Source organism: Sphingomonas insulae (assembly GCF_010450875.1).
In the GTDB taxonomy this organism is placed as follows: Bacteria; Pseudomonadota; Alphaproteobacteria; order Sphingomonadales; family Sphingomonadaceae; genus Sphingomonas; species Sphingomonas insulae.
In genome coordinates, this window is the sequence record NZ_CP048422.1 from 795,105 (window position 1) to 819,772 (window position 24,668).

The 24,668-nt window shown below is 68.5% G+C and carries 22 protein-coding genes and 2 pseudogenes; 13 read left to right on the plus strand and 11 right to left on the minus strand.

The annotated features are described in order from the left end of the window. Positions 1-110 precede the first annotated feature (110 nt). The 3 genes from GTH33_RS05430 to clpS all read left to right on the plus strand — a co-directional run bounded on the left by GTH33_RS05430 (position 111) and on the right by clpS (position 3,225). Positions 111-1,871 (plus strand): PHA/PHB synthase family protein, encoded by a 1,761-nt coding sequence (locus tag GTH33_RS05430; protein ID WP_163957458.1) that lies wholly within the window; start codon positions 111-113, stop codon positions 1,869-1,871. A gap of 90 nt (positions 1,872-1,961) precedes the next feature. After that, on the plus strand, positions 1,962-2,750 hold the full coding sequence (locus GTH33_RS05435) for a phasin family protein (protein ID WP_163957460.1): 789 nt from the start codon (positions 1,962-1,964) through the stop codon (positions 2,748-2,750). 145 nt (positions 2,751-2,895) lie between these two features. Continuing rightward, positions 2,896-3,225, plus strand: coding sequence for an ATP-dependent Clp protease adapter ClpS (gene clpS, locus GTH33_RS05440; protein WP_163959611.1), 330 nt, complete (start codon positions 2,896-2,898; stop codon positions 3,223-3,225). A gap of 12 nt (positions 3,226-3,237) precedes the next feature. Here clpS and GTH33_RS05445 read toward each other — a convergent pair whose 3' ends face one another. Continuing rightward, positions 3,238-3,969: a Crp/Fnr family transcriptional regulator gene (locus tag GTH33_RS05445; protein ID WP_163957462.1), complete on the minus strand. Its 732-nt coding sequence runs from the start codon at positions 3,967-3,969 to the stop codon at positions 3,238-3,240. A gap of 131 nt (positions 3,970-4,100) precedes the next feature. Here GTH33_RS05445 and murA point away from each other — a divergent pair, with 131 nt between their 5' ends. Then, positions 4,101-5,384, plus strand: coding sequence for a UDP-N-acetylglucosamine 1-carboxyvinyltransferase (gene murA, locus GTH33_RS05450; protein WP_163957463.1), 1,284 nt, complete (start codon positions 4,101-4,103; stop codon positions 5,382-5,384). 211 nt (positions 5,385-5,595) lie between these two features. On the opposite strand, the gene GTH33_RS05455 is transcribed toward murA, so the two are convergent. The 6 genes and pseudogenes from GTH33_RS05455 to lgt all read right to left on the minus strand — a co-directional run bounded on the left by GTH33_RS05455 (position 5,596) and on the right by lgt (position 11,947). Further along, positions 5,596-6,111: a phosphoribosyltransferase gene (locus tag GTH33_RS05455; protein ID WP_163957464.1), complete on the minus strand. Its 516-nt coding sequence runs from the start codon at positions 6,109-6,111 to the stop codon at positions 5,596-5,598. A gap of 573 nt (positions 6,112-6,684) precedes the next feature. Then, complete coding sequence (locus GTH33_RS05460) at positions 6,685-7,998, minus strand: cystathionine gamma-synthase family protein (protein WP_163957465.1); 1,314 nt, start codon at positions 7,996-7,998, stop codon at positions 6,685-6,687. 576 nt (positions 7,999-8,574) lie between these two features. Beyond that, positions 8,575-9,306, minus strand: a complete 732-nt coding sequence (gene pgeF, locus GTH33_RS05465) for a peptidoglycan editing factor PgeF (RefSeq protein WP_163959613.1) — start codon at positions 9,304-9,306, stop codon at positions 8,575-8,577. Positions 9,307-9,344: 38 nt separating this feature from the next. Beyond that, positions 9,345-9,854: a GNAT family N-acetyltransferase gene (locus tag GTH33_RS05470; protein WP_163957466.1), complete on the minus strand. Its 510-nt coding sequence runs from the start codon at positions 9,852-9,854 to the stop codon at positions 9,345-9,347. Then, positions 9,851-10,849 carry a class I SAM-dependent methyltransferase gene (locus tag GTH33_RS05475; protein ID WP_163959615.1) on the minus strand — a complete coding sequence of 333 codons (999 nt, stop codon included), beginning with the start codon at positions 10,847-10,849 and terminating at the stop codon, positions 9,851-9,853. The genes GTH33_RS05470 and GTH33_RS05475 overlap by 4 nt, the downstream gene beginning before the upstream one ends. Before the next feature lie 190 nt (positions 10,850-11,039). After that, positions 11,040-11,947 (minus strand): annotated as a pseudogene (gene lgt, locus GTH33_RS05480) (prolipoprotein diacylglyceryl transferase). Between the two features lie 94 nt (positions 11,948-12,041). Here lgt and GTH33_RS05485 point away from each other — a divergent pair. The 4 genes and pseudogenes from GTH33_RS05485 to phbB all read left to right on the plus strand — a co-directional run bounded on the left by GTH33_RS05485 (position 12,042) and on the right by phbB (position 18,326). After that, positions 12,042-13,721 carry a class I adenylate-forming enzyme family protein gene (locus GTH33_RS05485; RefSeq protein ID WP_163957467.1) on the plus strand — a complete coding sequence of 560 codons (1,680 nt, stop codon included), beginning with the start codon at positions 12,042-12,044 and terminating at the stop codon, positions 13,719-13,721. 574 nt (positions 13,722-14,295) lie between these two features. Continuing rightward, positions 14,296-16,499: pseudogene (locus GTH33_RS05490) on the plus strand (xanthine dehydrogenase family protein molybdopterin-binding subunit). Then, positions 16,496-17,530, plus strand: a complete 1,035-nt coding sequence (gene hemH / locus GTH33_RS05495; RefSeq protein WP_163957468.1) for a ferrochelatase — start codon at positions 16,496-16,498, stop codon at positions 17,528-17,530. The pseudogene GTH33_RS05490 and the gene hemH overlap by 4 nt, the downstream one beginning before the upstream one ends. A gap of 73 nt (positions 17,531-17,603) precedes the next feature. After that, positions 17,604-18,326, plus strand: coding sequence for an acetoacetyl-CoA reductase (phbB, locus tag GTH33_RS05500; protein ID WP_163957469.1), 723 nt, complete (start codon positions 17,604-17,606; stop codon positions 18,324-18,326). A 127-nt stretch (positions 18,327-18,453) separates the two neighbouring features. Here the strand turns inward: phbB and GTH33_RS05505 are convergent, their stop codons facing one another. Beyond that, the gene (locus GTH33_RS05505; RefSeq protein ID WP_163957471.1) at positions 18,454-18,825 is read right to left on the minus strand and encodes a glycine zipper 2TM domain-containing protein; all 372 of its coding nucleotides are present in this window, start codon (positions 18,823-18,825) and stop codon (positions 18,454-18,456) included. Positions 18,826-18,988: 163 nt separating this feature from the next. Between GTH33_RS05505 and GTH33_RS05510 the strand changes: the two genes are divergently transcribed. Next, positions 18,989-19,999 (plus strand): esterase-like activity of phytase family protein, encoded by a 1,011-nt coding sequence (locus GTH33_RS05510; RefSeq protein WP_163957473.1) that lies wholly within the window; start codon positions 18,989-18,991, stop codon positions 19,997-19,999. 95 nt (positions 20,000-20,094) lie between these two features. On the opposite strand, the gene rpmB is transcribed toward GTH33_RS05510, so the two are convergent. After that, positions 20,095-20,394, minus strand: coding sequence for a 50S ribosomal protein L28 (rpmB, locus tag GTH33_RS05515; protein WP_163957475.1), 300 nt, complete (start codon positions 20,392-20,394; stop codon positions 20,095-20,097). 167 nt (positions 20,395-20,561) lie between these two features. Between rpmB and GTH33_RS05520 the strand changes: the two genes are divergently transcribed. Together GTH33_RS05520 and GTH33_RS05525 are read left to right on the plus strand one after the other, a co-directional pair. After that, the gene (locus GTH33_RS05520; RefSeq protein WP_163957477.1) at positions 20,562-20,771 is read left to right on the plus strand and encodes a hypothetical protein; all 210 of its coding nucleotides are present in this window, start codon (positions 20,562-20,564) and stop codon (positions 20,769-20,771) included. A 60-nt stretch (positions 20,772-20,831) separates the two neighbouring features. Continuing rightward, on the plus strand, positions 20,832-21,263 hold the full coding sequence (locus GTH33_RS05525; RefSeq protein WP_163959617.1) for a nucleoside deaminase: 432 nt from the start codon (positions 20,832-20,834) through the stop codon (positions 21,261-21,263). Between the two features lie 49 nt (positions 21,264-21,312). Here the strand turns inward: GTH33_RS05525 and GTH33_RS05530 are convergent, their stop codons facing one another. Then, entirely contained in the window at positions 21,313-21,981 is a 669-nt protein-coding gene (locus GTH33_RS05530; protein ID WP_163957479.1) for a YiaD family glycine zipper/OmpA-like lipoprotein, read from the minus strand. Positions 21,982-22,134: 153 nt separating this feature from the next. Between GTH33_RS05530 and GTH33_RS05535 the strand changes: the two genes are divergently transcribed. Continuing rightward, positions 22,135-23,436: a hemolysin family protein gene (locus tag GTH33_RS05535; protein WP_163957481.1), complete on the plus strand. Its 1,302-nt coding sequence runs from the start codon at positions 22,135-22,137 to the stop codon at positions 23,434-23,436. 103 nt (positions 23,437-23,539) lie between these two features. After that, entirely contained in the window at positions 23,540-23,806 is a 267-nt protein-coding gene (locus GTH33_RS05540; RefSeq protein ID WP_163957483.1) for a hypothetical protein, read from the plus strand. Positions 23,807-23,942: 136 nt separating this feature from the next. On the opposite strand, the gene GTH33_RS18280 is transcribed toward GTH33_RS05540, so the two are convergent. Further along, positions 23,943-24,662 carry a hypothetical protein gene (locus tag GTH33_RS18280; RefSeq protein WP_163957485.1) on the minus strand — a complete coding sequence of 240 codons (720 nt, stop codon included), beginning with the start codon at positions 24,660-24,662 and terminating at the stop codon, positions 23,943-23,945. Between the last annotated feature and the right edge of the window lie 6 nt (positions 24,663-24,668).

The following is a 24,668-nucleotide window of genomic DNA, read 5'->3' on the forward strand; positions in this document are numbered from 1 at the left end:
GCTACCTATGATTGCTGACCTGCGCCGATCCGTCGCGGATCGGCGGTGGCGGGTATCCGGGTTCCCTTGCGCGGCGGCGCTCGCTACGATGCCGGCAGGAAGAGGATGCCATGGCCGATCCGAACGACGACCAGACCGCCCGCGACACCACCGGCGCGCCCGACCTCGCCGAACTGCAGCACTGGACCTGGGTGATGGGCCGGGCGCAGCAGATGATGATGGAACAGGGCATCGGCCTGATGCAGGCCGGCCCGGCAGCGGATGCGGCCGGCTCGAACCCCTTCGCCGGGTCCGCGCTGCTCCGGCAGACGCAGGATTTCTGGAAGGACAATCTAGCCCTCTGGCAGCGCTTCGTCGATCCGGCCGCCGCCGCGCCGGCGCCCCCCGAATCGGAGGGCGACGCCCGTGACAAGCGGTTCAAGGCGGCGGCGTGGCGTGACGATCCGTGGTTCGACTGGATTCGCCGCAGCTACAATCTGATCGCCGACCATATGCTGCGCGGCGTCGATGCGCTGGAGGGCGTGCCCGAACAGCAGAAGGACCAGTTGCGCTTCGCCGCCCGGGGGCTGGTCGATGCGATGAGCCCGTCGAACTTCCCGATGACCAACCCCGACGTGGTCGAGAAGACGATCGAGACCAGGGGCCAGAACCTGCTCGACGGCCTCAGGAACATGCTTGCCGACATCGGCAAGGGCCAGCTGACTCACACGGCAGAGGGCGCGTTCGAGGTCGGGCGCAACCTCGCCATGACGCCGGGCAAGGTCGTGAAGCGCACGCCGCTGTACGAACTGATCCAATATACGCCCACCACCGAACGGGTGCTGGCGACGCCGCTGGTGATCTTTCCGCCGTGGATCAACCGCTTCTACATCCTCGACCTGACCCCGGAAAAGAGCTTCATCCGCTGGGCGGTGGAACAGGGCATCACCGTGTTCATGGTGTCGTGGAAGTCGGCGGACGCGTCGATGAAGGACGTGGTCTGGGACGATTACGTCGCGGCGCAGGTCGATGCGATCGACACGATCCGCGACCTGCTCGACGTGCCGTCGGTCCACACCATCGGCTATTGCGTCGCCGGCACGACGCTGGCCGCGACGCTGGCGCTGCTCGCCGCGCGGGACGAGGCGGCGAAGGTCGCCAGCGCCACCTTCTTCACCGCGCAGGTCGATTTCGCCGAGGCCGGCGAATTGCGGAATTTCGTCACCGACGAACAGCTGGCGCTGATCGGGGCGCTGTCGCCGCAGGGGTTCCTCGACGGCCGTTATATGGCCGCGACCTTCAATCTGCTGCGCGGGCGCGACCTGATCTGGAACTACGTCACCAACAACTATCTCCTCGGCGCCGATTATACGCCGTTCGATCTGCTGCACTGGAACGGCGATACCACCAACCTGCCATCGAAATGGCATCTGTCGTACCTGACCGACCTGTACCGCGACAATCTGCTGGTTCAGCCGGGCGCGATGTCGGTGGCGGGCGAGGCGCTCGACCTCACCCGCGTCCATACCCCGGCCTATGTGCAGGCGGGGCGCGAGGATCACATCGCCCCGGCGGACAGCGTGTGGAAGATCACGCATCTGTTCCAGGGCCCCTTGCGCTTCGTGCTCGCGGGCTCGGGCCATATCGCCGGCGTCGTCAACCCGCCGGCGGCGGGCAAGTACCAATATTGGACCAACGAAGCGGGCGCGCGATCGCTCGAGGATTTCATCGCGGGCGCCACCGAGACCAAGGGCAGCTGGTGGCCCGACTGGATCGCCTGGCTGCACGGACGCGGATCGAACGAGGTCGCGGCACAGGGCGCGCGGCTGCCGGGTGAGGGGCGCCTGCCGTCGCTGGGCGACGCGCCGGGAGACTATGTGCGGGCGAAGTGACGGCAAAATTGCTGCACTGCACAAAAACCACTTGAACGGTTACCGATACTCCACTATTGTGCATCGCAGCATAATAGCTGGAGTAGGATCATGGACGGTACCGTCCCCAAGCCGCCGGTAAAATCCGGCAAGTCGCGCCCCGGCCGTCCCGCCGGCGCCGCTGCGACTCCCGTCTCCGGCCCCAGGATCAAGCCGACCGGCAAACAGCCGGCACCCGTGGCGAAGCCCGTGCCTGCGGCGAAGGCGATGGAACCGGTGGCGGTGGCAGCAGCCCCGGCTCCCGTCCCCGCGCCTGCGGCCGTACCCGTGCTCGCCGAACCGGACGTACCGGCGATCCCGGCCGCCCTGGCCGCGACCCCGCGTCAATCCGTCCCCGAACCGGTCGAGGCGGCGCCGATCGCGGCCCCCGCACCGATCGCCCCACCCGCAGTGAAGGAAGTCATCATGGAAACGATCGAAAACGTCACCGCCCAGACCCAGACCGCGTTCAATGACGCGACGAGCCAGGCCAAGGGTGCGGTCGAAAAGGGCCAGAAGATGTTCGAAGAGGCCAACGAATTCGGCAAGGGCAACATCGAGGCGCTGGTCGAATCGTCGAAGATCGCCGCGCGCGGTTTCGAGGCGATGAGCCAGGAAGCCGCCACCTACGCCAAGAAGACGTTCGAGGAGGCGACCGCCGCCGCCAAGACGCTGTCGTCGGTGAAGTCGCCGACCGAGTTCATGAAGCTGCAGTCGGACTATGCCCGTGCGGCGTTCGATGCGATGGTGCAGCAGACCTCGCGCAACACCGAAGCGATGCTGAAGCTCGCCGGCGAAGTGGTGCAGCCGCTGTCGAACCGCGCCGCGCTCGCCGCCGAAAAGATGAAGGTCGTCGCGTAACCCGACGCCTCGATCGCGGGAAGGGGCGGCCGCAGCGATGCGGTCGCCCTTTTCGTATCCGGCATTTTTGCGCGACGCAGGCCCTTGCCCCGACCGCCGTCGATGCCATATTTCGGCAATCCACATGACAGCTGAACCGATCACCATGGCCGAACGCCGCGACGACGGGACCGACGACGGTGCCGGCACCGGTCTCGCCACCAAGACGCGTACGCGCACCAAGCAGCCGACGCCGTATCGGGTGCTGATGCTCAACGACGATTACACGCCGATGGAATTCGTGGTCCTGTGCCTGCAACGCTTCTTCCGCATGAACATGGAAGAGGCGACGCGGGTGATGCTGCACGTCCATCAGAAGGGCGTCGGCGTATGCGGCGTCTTTTCGTACGAGGTCGCCGAGACGAAGGTGGGGCAGGTCATGGATTTCGCCCGGCAGAACCAGCACCCGCTGCAATGCACGCTGGAAAAGGCGTAGCGGGATAACGCCCTAGCGCGCGTCCGGTAGCCAGCCGAGGTCCAGTCCCGACCGGCGCTCGTTATGGTGCGCGGTCCGCGCCAGCCCCGGCTCGTCGATCATCGTGAACTGCCCGCCATCGCGCGCGATCAGGCCGTCTTCCTCCAATTTGCGCAGCATGCGGTTGACGTGCACCGCGGTCAGCCCGGTGGCATCGCCGATCTGTTCCTGCGTTAGCCCCAGCGTGAATGCGCCATCGATCGTCGGATCGAGCGTGCGCAGCCGGTCGCGGATCTCGATCAGCAGCGCCGCGACGCGCGACTTGGCGGAGGTCCGGCCCAGTCCGGCGAGCCGATCGGTCAGCGCCACCCGTTCGATCTGCCCCACCGCGACCAGCAGCGCGGACAGGCGCGGGTGCGCGACGGCCAGATCGGCCACCGCCGACCGGTCGAGCGGAGCCACCGCGCAGGCGGTCAGCGCGATGACCGTCTCGGGCGAGCTGCGATACACCAGCCCGGCCATCGCGATCAGGTCGCCGCGGAACAGGAACCGCAGGATTTGCCGACTGCCGTCGGGCAGGATGACGTAGCTCATCATCGTGCCGCGTTTCAGCACGTACAATTCGGTCAGGCGATCGTGTTCGCGCACCAGCACGCCACCGCGGCGCAGCGTCCGCTCGCGCTGTTCCAGCCGCTCCAGGGCTACCCGCTCGTTGACGGACAGGTCGATCAGTTCGCCGAGACGTTCGGCGAGATAAGTGGCCACGCGGTCGCATCCCCCCGAAACTTGCCAGCCACGCGTAACCAAACCACGCAAACCACTGCATTAAAATCGATCAAGGGGGGCGCATCGATTGTCACCTTGCACCGCCGCCGCAGGGCGTTAGACGCTGGTGCATGGACCGTATCCTCATCCGCGGCGGCAATCGCCTGTCCGGCCGCCTGCCGATCTCCGGCGCGAAGAATGCCGCGCTGACGCTGATGCCCTGCGCCCTGCTGACCGACGAACCGCTGACGCTGCGCAACCTGCCGCGGCTGGCCGATGTCGACGGCTTCGGCCACCTGCTCAACCAGCTGGGCGCGTCGACCGCGATCGAGGGGACGCGGCCGGAGGACTTCGGCCGGGTCATGACGATCCGCGCCGGCAAGCTGACCTCGACCGAGGCGCCGTACGACATCGTCCGCAAGATGCGCGCGTCGATCCTGGTGCTCGGCCCGGTGCTGGCCCGCGCCGGCGAGGCGACGGTGTCGCTGCCCGGTGGCTGCGCGATCGGCAATCGCCCGATCGACCTCCACCTGAAGGCGCTCGAGGCGATCGGCGCGGAACTGGAAATGGCGGCAGGCTATGTCAAGGCGACCGCGCCCGGCGGCCGCCTGTCCGGGGGGCGCTACCGCTTTCCGGTGGTGTCGGTCGGTGCGACCGAGAATGTCGTGATGGCGGCGGTGCTGGCCAGGGGCAGCAGCGTGATCGAGAATGCCGCGCGCGAGCCGGAGATCGTCGACCTGTGCAATTGCCTGGTCGCGATGGGCGCGCGCATCCAGGGCATCGGCACCGACACGCTGGAGATCGAGGGCGTCGATCGCCTGCACGGCGCGACCTATGCGGTGATGCCCGACCGGATCGAGGCGGGCAGCTACGCCTGCGCCGCGGCGATCACCGGGGGGTCGCTGGAGCTGGTCGGCGCCAACGCCGCCGACATGCAGGCGACGATCGACGCGCTGCGCTCGGCGGGCGTCACCGTCGACACGACGAAGGACGGCGTGAAGGTCGAGGCGACCGGGCCGCTCGGTCCGGTCGATATCTCCACCTCGCCCTATCCCGGCTTCGCCACCGACATGCAGGCGCAGTTCATGGCGATGCTGTGCAAGGCGGGCGGCACCAGCGTGCTGACCGAGACGATCTTCGAAAACCGCTACATGCACGTGCCGGAACTGGCGCGGATGGGTGCCGACATCCAGGTCCATGGCCGCACCGCGCTGGTGAAGGGCGTCGACCGCCTGGCCGGTGCGCCGGTGATGGCGACCGACCTGCGCGCCTCGATGAGCCTGATCCTCGCCGGGTTGGCGGCAGAGGGCGAAACCGCCGTTGCCCGCGTCTATCACCTCGATCGCGGGTACGAGCGGCTGGAGGAAAAGCTGTCCGCCGTCGGCGCCGACATCGAACGCGCCAGCGACGGCTGATCCCCGGGGCCTGCTCGGTACTGGGATGGTGCCGCCGCGCGGGTGGTGACGAGCCGGCCTACGACAAACCGCGCCTCGCCCCCCACGCCGTCATCCCCGCGCAGGCGGGGACCCAGAGCCGCCAACCTCGCGGTGCACACGGCAACGCCGGCGCAAGCGCGTCCCCGCTCACGCACGCACAATCACGCTTGATCGCACGCCGACGCCCCGATCAGGCGATCCGGTCCGGCACCTCGGCCGCATCCTCCGCGATCGCCGCAGCCGGCGCGACCGCTTCCCACGGGAACACGAACCAGTCCTTCGTCTCGAGCCGGTCGATCGTCCGTGCACGATAATCGACCCGCTCGGTCGACCGCACATTGTCGATCAGCGTCGCGAAGCGCAGCACCGCCGCGGTCGCGCCCGCCGCGACGAACGGCTTGCGGATATGCGCGATCGTCCGGCCCGAATCGTTGATATCGTCGACGAACAGCAATCGCTCGCCCCGGCGCGTCCGCTCCGCCAGTCGCAGCAACGGGGCGTCGGCGAAATCCTCGACCTGGCTGGAATAGTCGACCGACAGCATCGGCAGGCCGGTCGCATGGCTCAGATAGACCGCGGGCGCCAACCCGCCGCGGCCGATGCCGATGATGAAATCGGGCGTCCAGTCGCCGGCGGAAAGGTCCCCGGCCAATGTCCGGACCGCAGCCACGAACGCCTTATGCGGGATGGTGGTGAAAACAGGCATCGCCATCCGATACACGCATCACCCGACCCGAAGAAACCCACCAGTGTCCCCGCAGACCGCATCCTGCATGCGAAAGTGCGCAGCGACGACGAGACGAAACCCACCAGTGTCCCCACGGACCCGTCCTGCATGCGAAGAGTGCGATCTGTCGCCTCCCCGGCGAAGGCCGGGGCCCAGTTGGAAAGGTCGGCGTAACGGAGGGACACGCTCGCTCACCGACCTTGCCCAACTGGGCCCCGGCCTCCGCCGGGGAACACCGATCGCCCGCGCCTCTGCGCTTGTTCCGGTGTCCGCCGGAACACCCCATGCGGACGGCGACGGCACATCAAAACCCATCCGCTCCCTTGCGAAGGGGGCATCCTGAACACGAAGAGTGAAACCCTACCGCCTCCCCGGCGAAGGCCGGGGCCCAGTTGGAAAGGTCGGCGTAACGGAGCGTCACGCTTGCTCACCGACCTCGCCCGACTGGGCCCCGGCCTCCGCCGGGGAACACCGATCCGCCCGTGCCACTGCGCTTGTTGCGACCCTCCGCCCCGGGAACGCCCCCGGTGTCCGCCGCAAGCACCGCCCCGGTCAGATCGCGTTCAGCGCCTGGTCGAAATCCGCGATCAGGTCGTCGGCATCCTCGACGCCGATCGAGATGCGCACCAGGTTGTCGGTGATCCCCAGCGCCGCCTTGCGCTCCTCGGGCACCGACAGGTGCGTCATCGCCGCCGGGTGGCTGGCGAGCGTCTCGGTCCCGCCCAGCGACACCGCCAGCTTGGCGATGTGCAGCGCGTCGAGGAAGCGGAACGCTTCCGCCTCGCCGCCCTTCACGATCAGCGAGAACGTCGATCCGGCGCCGGTGCAATGGCGCGCATAGATGTCCGCCTGCCGTTCCATCCCCGGCGTATCGGGCAGGAAGCCGAGATAACCGACGCGCTCCACCTTGGGGTGATCGCGCAGGAAGGCGCAGACCTTCACCGCATTCTCGCCCGCGCGGCTCATCCGCAGTTCCAGCGTCTCCAGCGACCGCAGCAGCATCCATGCGGTGTTGGGATCGCAGATCGTGCCGATCGTGTTGCGCATCGAACGGATCGTGTTGATGTGCGCCTTCGTCCCCAGCACGCCGCCCGCGACCAGGTCGCTGTGCCCGCCGGCATATTTGGTCAGAGAATAGACGACGATGTCGGCACCGTGGCGCAGCGGCTGCTGCCACAGCGGCCCAAGGAACGTGTTGTCGATCGCGATCGGCGGCTTTTCGTCGACGTCGGCGAAGATCGCGTCGCGGCTGGCGGCGACGGCCTGGATATCGACCAGCGCGTTGGTCGGATTGGCGGGGCTTTCCAGATAGATCAGCGCGACGTTGCCGGTCTTCGCCTCGGTCAGGACGGCGTCGATCTCCTCACGCGTGGCGCCGGCGGGGAAGTCCAGCCACTTCACCCCGAACTTGCCGAGGATGCGGCCGATCAGCGTCTCGGTCGCGGCATACAGCGGCCCCGAATGGACGATGGTGTCGCCCGGCTTGGTCATCGCCAGGAACAAAGTCGCGATCGCCGACATGCCCGACGAGAATGCGAGCGCGTCCTCCGCCTCTTCCCAGATCGCCAGCCGGTCCTCGAGGATTTCCTGGTTCGGGCCGTTGAAGCGCGAATAGACCAGACCGTCGGCACCACCCGGCCGCTTGCCCGTGACCCCCTCGAAATGGCGCTTGCCGGCGGCGGCGTTGGGGAAGACGAAGGTGGAGGTGAGGAAGATCGGCGGCTTCAGCGCGCCCTCGGACAGCGCCGGGTCGAACCCGTGGCCCATCATCATCGTCGATGGCTTCAGCTTGCGATCGCCGATCCGCTCGACCGTCTTCGCCGGCGGGCTACCCTCGACACCGGTCATCTCTGCTTCGTCTGGCATGCAACTCTCCTTGGGACAGTGTCATAGACGTTGATCGTAACCGATGAAACCATCTTGGTGGTCGAGATTAGCCCGGCGTTCATACGAAGCCGCAACACCGCGAAGAAAGGGCGCGTGCAAAGGCGCGGAGGACGCAAAGGGAGAGGGAGGGAACTCGGTCGGATCGACATTCAACAGCGAAGGCGGCATTTGGACCAGCTTGCTTCCCCGGCGGAGGCCGGGGCCCAGTTGGGAAGGCCGCTGTAACGCCGGAATGCGCTTCATCACCAGCCTGCCCCAACTGGGCCCCGGCATCCGCCGGGGAGGTAGAAGGCTGAATGTCGGTACGCCGAGGGCAGAGAGATCAGCCCTTCCTTCTCACGTCATCCCGACGAACGTCGGGACCCACGGACGCGCTACGGTGGCGGCGGCGCCGGACATCCGGCCTGTCACACCCACATCTCGACATAGGCCGGGATGACGACGCTGGGTGCGAGTGAACACAGGCCTCGCCCAAACGAGCCGCCTCCGCGCCTCCGCGTGAACCCCCTCTCCAAGCCGTCGCGCGGGATCCATCCGCCGCACCCCGACGAACGCCTACTCCACCCCGATCAGGCTGATCTGCCGCCCGTAATCCGCCTCGCCGCGATGCGTCGCCCGGCGATAGCTGAAGAACCGGTCCTCGTCGGCATAGGTGTCCAGCCCCAGCGCCTCGATCCGTGCCAGCCCCGCCGTGGCCAGCCGGTACGCGACATAGGCTTCCAGATCGAATTGGTGATGCCCGTCGCGCCCCGCCGCAAAGAACCGCTCGTTCGCCGGATCGGCCCCGGCAAAGGTCCGCAGGAACCCGTCGTCGACCTCGTACGAGGCCCGCGCGATGCACGGCCCGATCGCGGCGACGATGCGGTCGCGCCGTGCGCCGATCCGCTCCATCGCCGCCACCGTCGCATCGGTGACGCCGCCGATCGCCCCCTTCCAGCCAGCGTGCGCGGCGCCGACGACGCCGGCGGCCACGTCGGCGAACAGCACCGGCGCGCAATCGGCGGTCAGGATGCCGAGCAGCACGCCCGGCCGGTCGGTCACCATCGCATCGGCCCGCGGCCGCTCGTCGTGCGAATACGGCCGCTCGACGTGGACCACATCCGCGGAATGGATCTGGTAGAGGGTGCAGAGCGCCGCGCCGGGCGATACCGCGGCGATGGCGCGTCGGCGGTTCTCGCCGATCCAGGCATCGACTTCCTGCGATCTGCGGCCGAGGTCCAGGCTGGCGAACAACCCTTCGGACACGCCGCCGCGCCGGCCCAGGAAACCGTGCGCCACGCCCGCCATGCTGCGCGCCCGGATCGGCTCCACGCCGGCCGGGACCGTCACAGCGCCAGCCGCATCAGGTGATCCTCGTCGGCATGGTTGCCGACCATGAAGGTGTAGATGCCGATCTCCTCGAACCCGTAGCGTTCGTAGAAGCGGCGTGCGCGGACGTTGTCGACATAGACGGACAGGAACAGCTCGCCCGCGCCCCGGTCGCGCGCGGTGGCGATCACCCGGTCCATCATCCGCGCGGCAAGGCCGCTGCCCTGCTGGCTGCCGAGCAGATACAATTGCCGCAGCTCGATCATCGGGCCGGCGGGTTCGACGGGCAGCGAATGCGGCCCCATCTTGGCGAAGCCTACGCCCACGCCATCCACCTCGGCCAGCAGGAACGCGAAGGCGGGGTCGGCGAGTTCCGTCCGCCACCGCTCCAGCGTCAGCCCGTCGAGGAAGCTGGCAAGATCGGCCGGATCGTAGAGGTGCCCGAACGTCGCGGTGAAGCATGCCGCCATCAGCGCGGCGATCGCCTCCGCATCGGCCACCGTGGGCGTGCGCAGTTCTGCGCTCATGCGCCGAACGCCGCCGGCACGGGCCAGTCGCGATGCGTCACCGCCAGCGCCTTGAACAGCGTCCCCATGCCGTCCATCAGCCGCGCCCGGTCGGCCAGGATCGATTCGGCCCGATCCGGTGCATGGCGGGCCAGCGCGCTTGCTCGCCCGTCGATGCCCAGCTGCCCCAGCAGGTCGCGCTGCGTCACCGGGCCCCAGGCGACCGTGCCTGCACCCTGCGCGGCGGCGGCGAGCGTGGTGAAATCGACATGCGCGGACAGGTCGGTGTCGCCCGGCGCCTCGAACGGATTGGCGAAAGCATGGCCGCGCACCGCCTGCAGCGTGTCGCCGAGCGCCGGCCCTTCATGGCCGTAATCGACCACCAGCATCGCGCCGCCCTGCGCCGCGATCCGGCGCGCGAGCGATGCCATCGCGGCGACGCCGGCGGGCGAAATCTCCAGCACCGATCCGGCGGGGGCATCGCGCAACGGTTCGGGCAGGACGTCGGCCGGCACCGGCTTGCCCGCGATCGGCAGGAACAGCGTGTCCTGGCACGCGATCAGCCGCTCGTGCCAGCCGCCGCTCTCGCCGGTGCCGCGGCGGATCAGCTGGCGGATCGGCAGCGCGTCGAAGAATTCGTTGGCGACGACGATCGTTGCGACGCCGTCGGGCAGCGTCTCGACCGTATCGTGCCACGTCGCCCCCGGCACCCGCCCGGCCTGCGCGGCGCGGAGCAGCGGGCTCGTCTCGACGAAATGCACCGGCGGGGTCATCCCCGCCCGCGCCATCGCGCGCAACGCATCCTGCGCCAGCGTGCCCCGGCCCGGCCCCAGCTCCACCCAGGCGACGTCCGGCCAGCCGGCCCGGTCCCACAGGTCGGCGCACCACAGGCCGATGAGCTCGCCGAACATCTGGCTGATTTCCGGCGCGGTGGTGAAGTCGCCGCCCGCACCCAGCGGGTCGCGCGTCGCATAATAATGTGCATTGGCCGCCGCCATGAACTGCGACACCGGCATCGGCCCGGCGAGCGTGATCGCACGCGCCAGGCGGTCGGCAAGGGGAGCTTCGTCGGTCACCGCGTCGAAATGCCGCCCGCGCGGGGACGGCGCAAGGGGTAACGAGCCGCGCCCGTCCCGGCCCGCCCCCGTGCGTCATCCGCGCCGCTGCGGGACCGACCGGATAAGGCAGGCGCGTGTCCGGCAACCGTCAGGCGACGCTCGCCCCGCCCGCGATCGGCTCCACCCGCGTCCGCCGCCCCGGCGCGGTCAGCACCAGGTACAGGCCGCCCGCGATCATCGGCAGGCACAGCCACTGGCCCATGTGGATGTGCGTCGCCTCGATGAACGTGCCGCGGAACTGCGCATCGGGCTCGCGGAAGAATTCGACGATGAACCGCGCGACGCCATATCCCAGCACGAACAGCCCGACGAGCCTGCCCGGCTGGTAGCGCGCCTTGGTCCGCCAGAACGCGAACCACAGCAGCGCGAACAGCGCCACGCCCTCCAGCCCCGCCTCGTACAGCTGGCTGGGGTGGCGCGCCGGCTCTGGCACGTCGAACGGCACGGTCCGCTCGAACACGATCGCCCAGGGCACGTCGGCGGGCTTGCCCCACAATTCGCCGTTCACGAAATTGGCGAGCCGGCCGAAGAACAGCCCGAACGGCACCACGCAGGCGATGTAGTCGTGCACCCGCAGCCAGTCGAGCTTGTGCTTTCGCGCGAACAGGATCAGCCCGATCGAGGTGCCGATCACCCCGCCGTGAAAGCTCATCCCCCGTCCCACAGGCGGAAGATGCGCAGCGGATGCAGGAACATGTCGGGCGCGTAGAACAGCACGTAGCCGATCCGCCCGCCCAGGATGATGCCCAGCGTCGCATAGAATACCAGGTCGTCGGCATGCCGCCGCGCCATCGGCGCCCCCGGCTGCGCGAGCAGCTTCAGCAGATACCACCAGCCGACCAGGATGCCGGCGATATAGGCCAGGCTGTACCAGCGCAGCGTGAAGAAGCCGATCGAGAAGATGTCGGGATGCAGCCCGAGGTCGGCGAAACGGATATGGCCGCCGCCCGCCGATACGGCAGGGGGGGCAGCAGCGGCGAGCAAGGACAGGATCAAGGCTTTCCCCCGGGGTTTCCCGTCTGCATAGTGGCGCAAAGGCACAAGACCAAGCCCCAGGCCGAACACCTTGGGGACCCTGTTGGAGAGAGATATGCGGACGCCCCTCGACGAGCGCATGGACGCGACCATGGCCGCGCTGACCGGTGCCGGCGGCATGCTGGCATTGGGGTCGGCGGACCGGGACGGGCACAGCTATCCGATCATCGCCGCCGCACCGCCGTCGCTACCCTATTATTTTGCCCATTATTGTCAGGAGCATGCGGACAAGACGTTCCTCGTGTCCGGCGACGAGCGGCTCACCTTCGCCCAGACCTACGCCGCCGCGACCCGCGTTGCGCAGGCGCTGGTCGCCACGCATGGCCTGGGCCGGGGCGAGCGCGTCGGCATCGCGATGCGCAATTCGCCGTCGTGGATCGTCCTCTACATGGGGATCGTCATGGCGGGCGGCGTCGCCACCCTGCTCAACGGCTGGTGGCAGGCAGAGGAACTGGACGCGGCGATTCGCGAGGTCGATTGCACGCTGGTGCTCGCCGATCCGCCGCGTGCGAAGCGCCTTGCCGGTACCGCGGCGACCGTCGTTGCGATCGACGATGCGCAGCCGCTCGACACCGCGCTCGCGGCGCTGCTGGCGGCGGCCGACCCCGCCGTCGCCCTGCCGTCGGTCGGCGCCGCCGACCATGCGACGATCCTGTTCACCTCCGGCTCGACCGGCCGGTCGAAGGGCGCGCTCGCCGATCATCGCGGCGTGGTCCAGGGCATCTTCAACTATCTGGCGCAGGCGCTGATGATGCTCGGCATCGCCAGCCAGGACGGCAACCCGCCGACCGAACAGCCCTCGACCCTGCTGACGCTGCCGCTGTTCCACGTCACCGCCGAAATCCCGGTGATGCTGCAAAGCTTCGCGATGGGGCGCAAGCTGGTGCTGATGCCGAAATGGGACGCGCGCGAGGCGATGCGCCTGATCGCGGCGGAACGGGTCAGCTATTTCGTCGGCGTGCCGCTGATGAGCTTCGAGATCCTGACCCATCCCGACCGCGGCGACTACGACCTGTCGACTGTCACCGACTTCGCCGCCGGCGGCGCGCCGCGCCCGGTCGAGCACGTGCGGCGGATCGATGCGGAAATGGGCGGCGCCGCACCCCTCATCGGCTATGGCCTCACCGAAACCAATGCGGTCGGCACCGGCAACTGGCGCACCAACTATCTCGCCAAGCCCAACAGCGCCGGGCGCCCGTCCGCCCCGCTGGTCGACCTTGCGATCCTCGACGATGCCGGCGCGCCCGTCGCACAGGGTGTCCGCGGCGAGGTATGCATCCGCTCGATCTGCAATTTCCTGCGCTACTGGAACCGGCCGGAGGATACCGCCGCCTGCATGACCGCGGACGGCTATTTCCGCACCGGCGACATCGGTTACCTCGATGCGGACGGCTATCTGTTCATCGTCGATCGCAAGAAGGACATCATCATCCGCGGCGGCGAGAACATCTCGTGCCAGGAGGTCGAGGCGGCACTCTACTCCCATCCCGCGGTGGCGGAGGCGGCGGTGTTCGGCCTCGCCGACGAACGCTTCGGCGAGGTGCCGGGCGCCGTCGTCCATGCCCGCGACGGCGAAACGCTGGACGAGGCGGCGTTGCAGGCGTTCCTCGCCGACCACATCGCCGCGTTCAAGGTGCCGACCCAAATCTGGGTATCCGCCGTCGCCCTGCCGCGCCTCGGCACGGAAAAGATCGACAAAGTCACGCTGCGAAAGACGTACCGCGCGCAGGCCTGATGTTCGGACAGCAGCATGAGGACGGTGATCCACGCCAAGACGCGACACCGAAAAGAGAAAATGGTGTCACGCGGAGGCGCGGAGGCGCGGAGAATACGGTTTCTGCCACGCACGGGTAGGCAGGATGCAAGAGGATGGCGGCGAACGCGGCGCCATGCCCTCGCATCCCCATCCCCTCGCATCCCCATCCCCTCGCATCCGTCACCCCTTTGATTCGTCATCCCGGCGAACGCCGGGACCCATGGCCTCGGCACGGTCGAACGGCGGGGATCACCGTCGCCACCGGTGCACGCATGGTCCCGACCTCATGACAGGGGAGGAGCGGTCGCTCCTCCACACCCTCCACACCCCGTAAAAAAAACTCCGCTGTCCTACACGCCGCCAGCCTGACACGCTCCCGGGCACCATGGCCAATCGCGTCGCCCAGCCAGCATCGAACCGCCCCGCAAACGCCCCCGCACCCCCCGCTTCCGACCGCGACGTAGTGGCAACTTCGGCAACTTCCGCGGCGCTCCACCCCCCGCGACTCGCGCCGTCTTCCCACCCGCAGCGCTAGCCGATACAGCCGGCCGTGATGGATCGCCCCACCCGCAGGAACGTGCTGATCGGCGGCGGCGCCGGGGTCGGCCTGATCGTCGCCTGGGCGGTGTGGCCGCGCCGCTACCAGCCCAATCTCACTGCCGCGCCCGGCGAAACCGCCTTTGGCGCATGGCTGAAGATCGGCAGCGACGGCCATGTCACCGTCGCGGTGCCGCAACTCGAACACGGGCAGGGCGTGTACACCGCGCTGGCGCAGATCGTCGCGGACGAACTCGGCGCGGACTGGCGCACCGTCGGGGTAGAGGCGGCGCCGCTCAACCCGCTCTACGCCAACCCGCTCGCGCTCGACGATCTGTTCGCGGGCACCTTCACCCGCCTGCCCGACAGCCTGCGCCAGAGCTTCGCCGAGCGCGCCGGCGTGACGGTCACCGGCGGCTCCACGTCGGTGCGGATGTTCGAGGAAGGGTGCCGTACCGCCGGCGCCGCCGCCCGCGCGCTGCTGTGCAAGGGGGCGGCGCGGCGATGGGGCGTCGCCTGGACCGATTGCGCGGTCGACGCCGGCTTCGTCGTCCATGCCGGCCAGCGCCTGCGCTTTGCCGAACTCGCCGCCGAAGCCGCCGGTGAATCGGTCCCCGATCCGCTGCCGATCGGCGTGCAGGGCGCCGGCAAGCTCACCGGCCGGTCGCTGCCGCGCATCGACACGCCGGCCAAGGTCGATGGCTCGGCGAGCTTCGCGGGCGACATCCGCCTGCCCGACATGGTCCACGCCGCGATTCGCCAGGGGCCGATCGGCGACAGCCGGCTGGTCCATGTCGATCGCGCCGCCGCCGACCGTATCCGCGGCGTGCTGGCGGTGGTCGAGAACCCGCGCTGGGTCGCGGCGGTCGCGACCACCTGGTGGGCGGCGAACCGCGCGCTCGATGCGCTGGCGCCGCGCTTCGCCACGCCGGGGCCGCTGGTCGACGGTGCCGCCATCGCCCGCAGCCTCGACGACGCCCTCGCCGGCACCGGCGAACGGGTCGTCGCGATCGGCGATATCGGCACGCTGCTTGACGGCGGCGGCGTCGTCACCGCCGATTACGGCGTCGGCCTCGGCGTGCATGCGTCGCTCGAAACCACCGGCGCGGCCGCCGCCTGGCGCGACGGCCGGCTCGAACTGTGGCTGCCGACCGCCGCTCCCGCCGCCGCGCGCGCCGCCGCCGCCCGCGCGGTCGATCTCGCGGAGGGGGCGGTGATCGTCCACCCGACGCTGGGCGGCGGCGGCTTCGGCGCGACCCTCGATCCGCTGGTCGCGGAACAGGCGGCGGTGCTGGCGATGCAGCTCAAACGCCCGGTCAACCTCGTCTGGTCGCGGGGCGAGGATGTCGCGCACGATCGCTTCCGTCCGCCCGCCAGGGCGCGGATGCGCGCGCGCCTGTCCGCCAACGGCGCCATCGCCGCCTGGGACGCGCGCATCGCCGCGCCCGCGACCGGGCATGAACTGGCGCGCCGCCTGTTCCCCGGCGCCGCCACGCTTGCTCTGGGCGATGCCGATCCCTATCCGGTCGCGGGTGCGTTGCCGCCGTATCGCATCCCGGCGCTCGCCATCCACCATCACGCCGCGGACATCGGCGTGCCGACCGGGCACCTGCGCGGCGGCGCGCACGGCTACACCGCCTTCTTCACCGAATGTTTCCTCGACGAACTCGCCCGCGTCGCGGGTACCGAGCCCTTGTCCTATCGCATCGGCATGCTCGGCGGCGACGCGCGGCTGGCCCGCTGCCTGACCACCGTCGCCGCGCTCGGCGGCTGGGGCGGCGGCGCGCCGGGTGCGGGGCAGGGCATCGCCTGCCACAGCTTTCGCGGCAGCCACATCGCGGTGCTGGCAGAGGCGGCGATGAGGGAGGGGGCCGCCCGCGCGTCGAACGGCTGGTCGCCGCGGTCGATTGCGGCCGCACGATCAACCCCGGCCTCGCCCTGCAACAGATCGAGGGCGGGCTGCTCTTCGGCCTCGCCCAGGCGCTGGGCGCGTCGACCGGCCTCACCGCCGGCCGCACCGACGTACGCGGGTTTGCCGGGCTGAACCTGCCGCGCCTTGCGGACACGCCCGATCTGATCGTCGAATTCGTCGCCTCGGACGAAGCGCCGGGCGGCGTCGGCGAACTCGGTGTCCCCGCGGTCGCGCCCGCCATCGCCAACGCGCTGCATTCCGCAACCGGTATGCGCCTGCGCCACCTGCCGCTAGGAGCCGGAGCATGACGTCGCCACACCCGCCCGCCGGCCACCCGCCGATTCCACCGCGCAAGATCGGCGTGCTGCTGACCAACCTCGGCACCCCCGACGCGCCCGATGCGAAATCGGTGAAGCGCTACCTCGGCGAATTCCTCTCCGACCGGCGCGTGGTGGAAATCCCCGCCATCGCGTGGCAGCCGATCCTGCGCGGCATCATCCTCAACACCCGCCCGAAAAAGTCGGCGCATGCCTATGGCCTGGTGTGGGGCGAGGACGGATCGCCGCTCGCCGCGATCACCCGCCGCCAGTCGCAGGCGTTGCAGGGGGCGTTCGGGCAGCACGTGCTGGTCGATTACGCCATGCGCTACGGCAACCCGCCGATCGCCGATCGCCTGATCGCGATGAAGGATGCCGGCTGCGAACGCATCCTGATCGCCCCGCTCTATCCGCAATATTGCGCGGCGACGACCGCGACCGCCAACGACAGGGCGTTCGCGGCGCTCGCCGGCCTGCGCTGGCAACCCGCGATCCGGACCCTGCCGCCCTATCACGACGATCCTGCCTATATCGGCGCGCTGAAGGATCAGGTCGAATCGCAGCTGGCGGCGCTGGATTTCACCCCCGACGCGATCGTCGCAAGCTTTCACGGCATGCCGAAGCGGACGTTGGAGCTGGGCGATCCCTATCATTGCCATTGCCAGAAGACCGCGCGCCTGCTCGGCGAGGCCCTGGCGCCGGTCCTTGGCGGGCGCGAGGTGACGATCGCATTCCAGTCGCGCTTCGGCCCGGCCAAATGGCTCGGGCCCGCTACCGACGAAACGCTGGCGGCATTGCCGGGCCGGGGCGTGCGCAAGGTCGCGGTGATCGCCCCCGGCTTTTCCGCCGACTGCCTGGAAACGCTGGAGGAACTGGCGATCCGTGGGCGCGAGAGCTTCGTCGCGGCGGGCGGGACCGATTTCGCCTATCTGCCCTGCCTCAACGATGGCGCACCCGGCATGGCGATGCTGCGGACGCTGATCCGGCGCGAACTGCTCGGCTGGATCGATCAGGACATGTAAAATTACGCTACGGCCATTGCCAGTTCCGGGGCGCCTGCCCTAGCTTCGCTGCAATCAGAACGGGAGAGAATTGATGGCCAGAGTTGCGATCGTCACGGGCGGCACGCGCGGGATCGGCGAGGCGATCAGTCTTGCCCTCAAGGATGCCGGCATCACCGTGGCCGCCAATTATGCCGGCAACGACGAACGGGCCCGCGAATTCACCGACCGCACCGGCATCGCCGCCTACAAATGGGACGTGTCCGATTTCGACGCCTGCCAGGACGGCTGTGCGAAGGTCGCCGCCGACCTCGGCGAGGTGGACATCGTCGTCAACAATGCCGGCATCACCCGCGACGGCACCATCCTCAAGCTGACCCACCAGCAGTGGAAGGAAGTGATCGACACCAACCTTGGCGGTTGCTTCAACATGGCCAAGGCGGTGTTCCCCGGCATGCGGACCCGCAAATGGGGACGCATCGTCAACATCGGCTCGATCAACGGGCAGGCCGGGCAATATGGCCAGGTGAATTATGCCGCGGCGAAATCGGGTATCCACGGCTTCACCAAAGCTCTGGCGCAGGAAGGCGCGCGGGCCGGCGTCACCGTCAACGCGATCGCGCCGGGCTATATCGACACGGACATGGTCGCCGCGGTCCCCGCCGACGTGCTCGAAAAGATCGTCGCCAAAATCCCGGTCGGCCGCCTCGGCCAGGCCAGCGAGATCGCCCGCGGCGTCGCCTTCCTGTGTTCGGAAGAGGGCGGCTTCGTCACCGGCTCGACGCTCAGCATCAACGGCGGGCAGCATATGTACTGACCGGCGCCTCGCGCCAGAACCGGCGCGGCGCTCTTACAAGTTATTGATCTTATGACAAAAGGGGGCCGACCCTTTCGAGCCGGCCCCCTCCGCCCTCAAACGCTACACGAGGGACACGCACTGCCGCTTAGCGGCAGTATCCGGGACGGTCCGACCGTTCGAGCGCGCGACCGGCCAGGCCACCGGCGACGGCGCCGCCCAGCGTGCCGAGCGAACGGTCGCCGCGGGTATCGATCGTCCGGCCGAGCAGACCACCGGCGATCGCGCCGACGATCGTGCCGGTGCTGCCGTTGTTGCAGCGACGGCCGCCACGGTCCCGGTAATAGCCGCGATCGCCACGATAGATGCGCTCGCCGCGGTAACCGCGATCGTCGCGATAGCCGCGGTCATACCCGCGGTCGCCGTAGTAACCGCGCTGCGCAACGGCAGGGGTGACGGGGACCAGCGCGGTGGCGGTCATCGCAAGGGCTGCACCGGCAAGGCTCAGGGTCTTCAGCATGGGTCTTCTCCCGTAAAATCTGTCCACTCGGCGGCGGCCCGGTGGAGGACCTTCCCGTCGTCGATGCACATCATTTGCCCGATTCGCATTGAGCCGAGCCTGAATGCCGTCGTTATCCATTGTTCAGGCTATCGCTGTCCGACCGGCTCCTTATGGGGGCGGGATGCGTATCCTGTTCGTGATCCTGGCGGTGCTGCTGATCGTCCCCGGCTGGACCGGCGAACAGCGCCTGGCCCTGCTCGGCGACAAACCGCAGCTGATTGCGACCCGCGTCGCCCTTGACCCCGCCGATTCGCGCCGCGTCCGACTGGGTGCGCTGACCTATCTCGGCGGCGTGCAGTTGCGCAGTATCGATCCGGCGTTCGGCGGCTATTCCGCCTTGGGCGTCGTCAAGCAGGCCGACGGCAATCGTTTCACAATGCTGAGCGATGGCGGCAACGTCGTCGCCTTCACGATGGGCGACGACTGGAGACCGCGCCGTCTCCGCTTTCTCAACCTGCCCGCCGGGCCCGGCATCGGTTGGGAAAAGCGTGATCGCGATACCGAATCGATGGTCGTTGATGCGGCGACCGGGCGAATCTGGGTGGGCTTCGAACGCTATAATGCGGTCTGGCGCTACGCCCCCGGCTTTGCCAGGGCGGAGGCGCAGCGGGTGCCGGCAGCGATGGCGTCCTGGCCCGTCAACGGCGGCCCCGAATCGATGGCCGTGCTCCCCGATGGCCGCTTCGTGGTGATCGGGGAGGAACGGCACGTCCCACGGCAACGCTGGCGCGGATTGGAATCGGATCGCTTGCAAAGCCGCGATGCGCTGATCTTTCCAGGCGACCCGATCGACACCGCACCGGCCCGTTTCGCCTATCTGCCGGCGGGGCGCTACGATCCTGCCGATGCTGCGGCGCTGCCCAACGGCGATCTGCTGGTGCTCGATCGCGCCTTCCGACTACCCTATCGGTTCAGCAACCGGCTGTCGCTGGTGCCGGCCGCGGCGATCCAATCCGGACATGCCGCGCGCGGTTCGCTGCTGGCGACACTCGATGCCCCGCTCATCCACGACAATTTCGAAGGGCTGGCGACCACGCAGGAAGGCGGGGCGACGATCATATGGATGGTGTCGGATGACAACCAGTCGGTGCTGCAACGCACCCTATTGCTGAAATTCTGCCTCGATCGATAGCCGACACACCAAAAGCCCGCCGCTTGCGAGAGCGGCGGGCTTTTGAACCATCGTGCCAGTCGAACGCGGCGCCGATGGCGACCGCGTCGGACGGATCAGGCGGCTTCGGCGGTCGTCGACAGCTTCTTGGCGATCTCGCGCTTCAGACGGCGGCAACGCAGCGACAGCTTGTCTTCGCTCGTCTTCACCAGCCAGTTGTCGAGTCCGCCGTTATGCTCGACCGAACGCAGGCCGTGCGTCGACACGCGCAGGCGGACGCTCTTCTCGAGCGATTCGGACATCAACGTGACGTTCTGCAGGTTCGGCAGGAACGTACGCTTGGTCTTGTTGTTGGCGTGGGAAACGTTGTTTCCAACCTGCCGGCCCTTGCCGGTCAGCTCGCAGATGCGCGACATGGTTTTTGATCCTGAATTCGGTTGCCCGGAAAGTCGGCGCCACTAGCGGCTCCGCGTCGTTGCGTCAACCGTACCGCGCATGGAAGGCCGCCGCGGCGCCATGCAACGGACTCGGGGCCGCGGCGTTGTTACGCCATCGTAAAGGTTACAGACAAGGGGATGTTGGGATGCGCACGTTGCTCGCACTTATCGGGGTCATCGCGCTCGTCGTGGTCGCGCTAATGTACTTCGGCCTCATCAATGTCGATCAGACCCGTTCCGCGGTGGTGCAGGCGCCACAGTTCAAGGCCGACGTCGCGCGGGTGAGCGTCGGCACCGAGCAGAAGACGGTGTCCGTCCCTACCGTGAACGTCGAAAAGCCCGGCAACGCGCAATAGGCTTTACCCGCTCTCACGCGATGGGCAGGAGCGGGCGCGATGTTTCCCCTGCCCATCCCGATGCGCCGCGCGCTCGATATCGCGGCAGCGGCGGCGCGAAGCGGCGAAGTGCCGGTCGGCGCCGTCATCGTGCATGCCGGAACGATCGTCGCGGCGGCGGCGAACGCGCCCCGCGCGCTCTGCGATCCGACCGCGCATGCCGAGATGTGCGTGATTCGCGAGGCGGCAGCTGCGCTTGGCCGCGACCGGCTGGACGATTGTTCCTTGTGGGTGACGCTGGAGCCATGCGCGATGTGCGCGGGCGCCATCGCTCATGCCCGCATCCCTAGGCTGTATTTCGGCGCGAGCGATCCCAAGGGGGGGGCGGTCGATCACGGCCCCCGGCTGTTCGGGCATCCCACGATACATCATCGACCCGAGGTCTATGGCGGCATCGGCGAGGCGGAGGCCGCTGCGCTGCTCCGCGATTTCTTCCGCGAACGCAGGGCCTGAACCCTCCCGCGCGAACCACGATGTCTTGGGCGCGGGAGGGTTCGAAGGTTCAACGCAGGTCGTTCTGCGAGATCGGGACGATCTTCACCTCGACGCGGCGATTCGCTGCACGACCCGCGTCGGTGTCGTTCGAGGCGATCGGCTGCGATTCGCCGAAGCCGCGCGTGCCGATGCGCGCCGGCTGCACGCCGCGGCTGGCGAGATAGTCCGCGACGGACGTCGCCCGACGTTCGGACAGCGTCTGGTTGTACGCATCCGACCCGGTCGAATCGGTATGGCCGTACACGTCGATATAGGTCTGGTTATATTGCGCCAGCGTATCCGCGACCTGATCCAGCGTCCGCTTGAACTGCGGTTGCACGTCGGCGCTGTCGTAGGCGAAGGTGATTCCCGACGGGATGTTGAGCACCAGATTGTCGCCCTCGCGCGTCACCTGCACGTCGGTACCGGCGGTACGGGCACGCAGGTCGCGCTCCTGCTTGTCCATGTACGCGCCGATCCCCGCACCGGCGAGGCCGCCGATGCCGGCGCCCAGGATCTTCTCGGTACGGTCGCGCCGCCCGCCGACCAGATCGCCGAGCAGATAGCCGCCGAGCGCCCCGCCGATGCCGCCGATCGCGGTCTTCGAAATGCGGCGTTCGCCCGTCTCGGGATCCGTCGTGCAGGCGCTGGTGGTGACCAGTGCCGCGAGGGCGGCGGCGAGGAATCTGGATTTCATGACATCCCTTTCATAATCGTCGTCGTGGGTTAACTCAGGTCCAAAGCGGCTTGTTCCGCCTGCGATCTGAACCGATCGTGACCCGCGATCGCGCTCCGGCTCAATACAGGCAGTTGTCGTCGCGTCACTTGTGCGGCAAAGACGTGCTCGCCGATGGCACCGCTTCCGCCCTTTCCCTGGATCGACGTCCTCATCATCCTCGCGCTTGTCGCGTTGAACGGCGTGTTCGCGATGAGCGAGCTGGCCATCGTCTCGTCGCGCAAGGCGCGGCTGGAGGCAATGGCGCGATCCGGCCGCAAGGGACCGGCGGCGGCGCTGAAGCTGGCGGCCGATCCCGGCAAGTTCCTGTCCTCGGTCCAGATCGGCATCACGCTGATCGGTATCCTCGCGGGTGCCTATTCCGGCTCCAGCCTGGGCAGCCCGACCGCCGCCCGCCTGCAACTGCTCGGCCTGACCGCACAGACCGCGGAGACGGCGGGCTTCGCACTGGTCATCGGCCTGACCACCTATGCATCGCTCATCATCGGCGAACTCGTCCCGAAGCAATTTGCGTTGCGCAAGCCAGAGACGGTGGCATCGCTGGTCGCGCTGCCGATGCGCTACATCGCGGTGATCTGCGCACCGCTGGTGTGGGTGCTCGATTCGTCCAGCGCGCTCGTGTTCCGCATCCTCGGCCTCAACCGCGAATCGGAGGACCAGGTCACCGCGGAGGAGCTGCACCTGATCGTCGCAGAAGCGAGCAAGTCGGGTGTGATCGAGGAGCATGAGCGCACGATCATCTCCGGCGTCGTCCGCCTCGCCGACCGGCCGGTGCGCGAGGTGATGACGCCGCGGACCGAGGTCGACTGGCTCGACTGCAATCTGGGGCCGGAGGGTATTCGCGATACGCTGCTCGCCACGCCGCACACGCGCTTGCCGGTCGCGGAGGGGTCGATCGACGCGGTCATCGGCGTGGTCCAGGCGCGCGACATCGCGGCGGCGCTGTTCCGCGGCCAGGCGCTGGATCTCAAGACGCTGATGCGCAAGGCGCCGGTGGTGATCGACCGGATAGATGCGATGGACGCCTTGATCGCGTTGCGCCAGGCCGAGGTGCCGATGGCGCTGATCCACGACGAATATGGTCATTTCGAAGGGATCGTGACGCCTGCCGACCTGTTGGCGGCGATCGCCGGCGAATTTGCCAGCGATACCGATCCTGACGACGCGCCTTCCGTCGTGGTGCGGGACGATGGGTCGTTGCTGGTCGCGGGCACGATGGCGGCCGATGCCCTGGCCGAACGGCTCGGCATCGACCTGCCCGAGGATCGTGATTATGCCACCGTCGCCGGTCTGGCACTGGCCGCGTTCCGACATTTGCCGGGCGAGGGCGAAAGCTTCGAGGAACAGGGCTGGCGGTTCGAGGTCGTCGACCTCGACGGACGCCGCATCGACAAGCTGCTCGTCAGCGAGGTGTGACGGCGCGTGCGCCGCGAATGACGGGGGGCAGGGCATGAGCGTGGATTTCTATGTCGCCGTCCCCGCAAATCGATGGCCGGATGCCGCCGCCCTCCAGCGATGCATGGTCGAACGGGCCTATCCCGTGCAGCTGAGACGTTTCCCGGCGCTGGACCCGGCGCGCGTCGTCACCGATGGCGTGCTCGCCTCGATTGGCGGCACCGATGCTTATCTTGAAAGCCAGGTCAGTCCGGCGTCGCGCCTGCCCGACGTCGTCACGGCGATGAACCATCGCCCGGGCGCTGCTGGCGCGGCAGATCATGTCGGTGACGATCATGCGATCATCGCGTTTCAGGTACGCGCGGCCGCAGAAATGCGAGCCGCCGGCTAGGTGATGTCGGCGTTGATCATCTGTTTCGACGGCATCGGCTTCGAACCGCAAGGCAACACGGGCGGACGCAGGGGTTTCGCCGACGGGCTTGTCGCGGGCAGCGCAGCCCTGGCGGGGCGATGACCCCGACGCCGTTCTAAAGCCGACCGAACACCGCTTCGAAACCGGCGGTATCGCCGGCGGCCAGAAAGCGCGCCTGCTCGATCCAGCGATCGCGCATCATCCGGCCTGAGAACGGCCCCAATTGCGCATCCAGCCGCGCCGCCTCCTCGTCGCTCAGCGCCGCAACCTGTCCGACGGTGGTGATGCCAAGCTCGCCGAGTCGGGTCGCCAGCTTGGGCCCAAGCCCCTTCAGCGTGGAGACCGATGCGTCGGCGGGCAAGCCACCCGTTGCGCGCGTCGGCTGCGGTGCCGCTTCCACCGCCGGCGCTGCCTCCAGCGGTGCCGAAGCGGCGATCGGTTCGTTGGCCCAGCCGTCGCGGCCCGGCCCGGCCTGCGCCGCGTCGTCGCTTCCTGACGGTGCATGCGATGCCGCGGCGATTGGCGTCGGGGTGATCGCTGGCGTTGGTACCGGAGTTGGCGTCGGCGTCGGCTCAGGCGCTGCCGCGACCGGCGCAGTGACAACCTCGTCGTCGGGTGCCGATGGCGATGCCTGTTCGACGATGCTGTTGTGATCGGCGATGTCGCGCTCGGCCGTCTTGCGGCGGCGCTTCAGTCGCGCGCCCCAGATGATGGCGGCGATCACCGCGACTGCAAATATGGCGACGACCACCAGATGCGCGATCGTAAAGGCGTCGGTGGTGCTCGGGATCAGGCTGGCACCGGTGGCGCCACCGGCAGTCGCGGTATCGTTCATGAACGC

Excerpts from the sequence above, each read along its gene's own strand:
- GTH33_RS05430 (WP_163957458.1), top strand. The coding sequence starts at position 111 with ATGGCCGATCCGAACGACGACCAGACCGCCCGCGACACCACCGGCGCG.
- GTH33_RS05435 (WP_163957460.1), top strand. The coding sequence starts at position 1,962 with ATGGACGGTACCGTCCCCAAGCCGCCGGTAAAATCCGGCAAGTCGCGC.
- clpS (WP_163959611.1), top strand. The coding sequence starts at position 2,896 with ATGGCCGAACGCCGCGACGACGGGACCGACGACGGTGCCGGCACCGGT.
- murA (WP_163957463.1), top strand. The coding sequence starts at position 4,101 with ATGGACCGTATCCTCATCCGCGGCGGCAATCGCCTGTCCGGCCGCCTG.
- GTH33_RS05455 (WP_163957464.1), bottom strand. The coding sequence starts at position 6,111 with ATGCCTGTTTTCACCACCATCCCGCATAAGGCGTTCGTGGCTGCGGTC.
- GTH33_RS05460 (WP_163957465.1), bottom strand. The coding sequence starts at position 7,998 with ATGCCAGACGAAGCAGAGATGACCGGTGTCGAGGGTAGCCCGCCGGCG.
- pgeF (WP_163959613.1), bottom strand. The coding sequence starts at position 9,306 with ATGGCGGGCGTGGCGCACGGTTTCCTGGGCCGGCGCGGCGGCGTGTCC.
- GTH33_RS05470 (WP_163957466.1), bottom strand. The coding sequence starts at position 9,854 with ATGAGCGCAGAACTGCGCACGCCCACGGTGGCCGATGCGGAGGCGATC.
- GTH33_RS05475 (WP_163959615.1), bottom strand. The coding sequence starts at position 10,849 with ATGCCGGTGTCGCAGTTCATGGCGGCGGCCAATGCACATTATTATGCG.
- GTH33_RS05485 (WP_163957467.1), top strand. The coding sequence starts at position 12,042 with ATGCGGACGCCCCTCGACGAGCGCATGGACGCGACCATGGCCGCGCTG.
- hemH (WP_163957468.1), top strand. The coding sequence starts at position 16,496 with ATGACGTCGCCACACCCGCCCGCCGGCCACCCGCCGATTCCACCGCGC.
- phbB (WP_163957469.1), top strand. The coding sequence starts at position 17,604 with ATGGCCAGAGTTGCGATCGTCACGGGCGGCACGCGCGGGATCGGCGAG.
- GTH33_RS05505 (WP_163957471.1), bottom strand. The coding sequence starts at position 18,825 with ATGCTGAAGACCCTGAGCCTTGCCGGTGCAGCCCTTGCGATGACCGCC.
- GTH33_RS05510 (WP_163957473.1), top strand. The coding sequence starts at position 18,989 with ATGCGTATCCTGTTCGTGATCCTGGCGGTGCTGCTGATCGTCCCCGGC.
- rpmB (WP_163957475.1), bottom strand. The coding sequence starts at position 20,394 with ATGTCGCGCATCTGCGAGCTGACCGGCAAGGGCCGGCAGGTTGGAAAC.
- GTH33_RS05520 (WP_163957477.1), top strand. The coding sequence starts at position 20,562 with ATGCGCACGTTGCTCGCACTTATCGGGGTCATCGCGCTCGTCGTGGTC.
- GTH33_RS05525 (WP_163959617.1), top strand. The coding sequence starts at position 20,832 with ATGCGCCGCGCGCTCGATATCGCGGCAGCGGCGGCGCGAAGCGGCGAA.
- GTH33_RS05530 (WP_163957479.1), bottom strand. The coding sequence starts at position 21,981 with ATGAAATCCAGATTCCTCGCCGCCGCCCTCGCGGCACTGGTCACCACC.
- GTH33_RS05535 (WP_163957481.1), top strand. The coding sequence starts at position 22,135 with ATGGCACCGCTTCCGCCCTTTCCCTGGATCGACGTCCTCATCATCCTC.
- GTH33_RS05540 (WP_163957483.1), top strand. The coding sequence starts at position 23,540 with ATGGTCGAACGGGCCTATCCCGTGCAGCTGAGACGTTTCCCGGCGCTG.
- GTH33_RS18280 (WP_163957485.1), bottom strand. The coding sequence starts at position 24,662 with ATGAACGATACCGCGACTGCCGGTGGCGCCACCGGTGCCAGCCTGATC.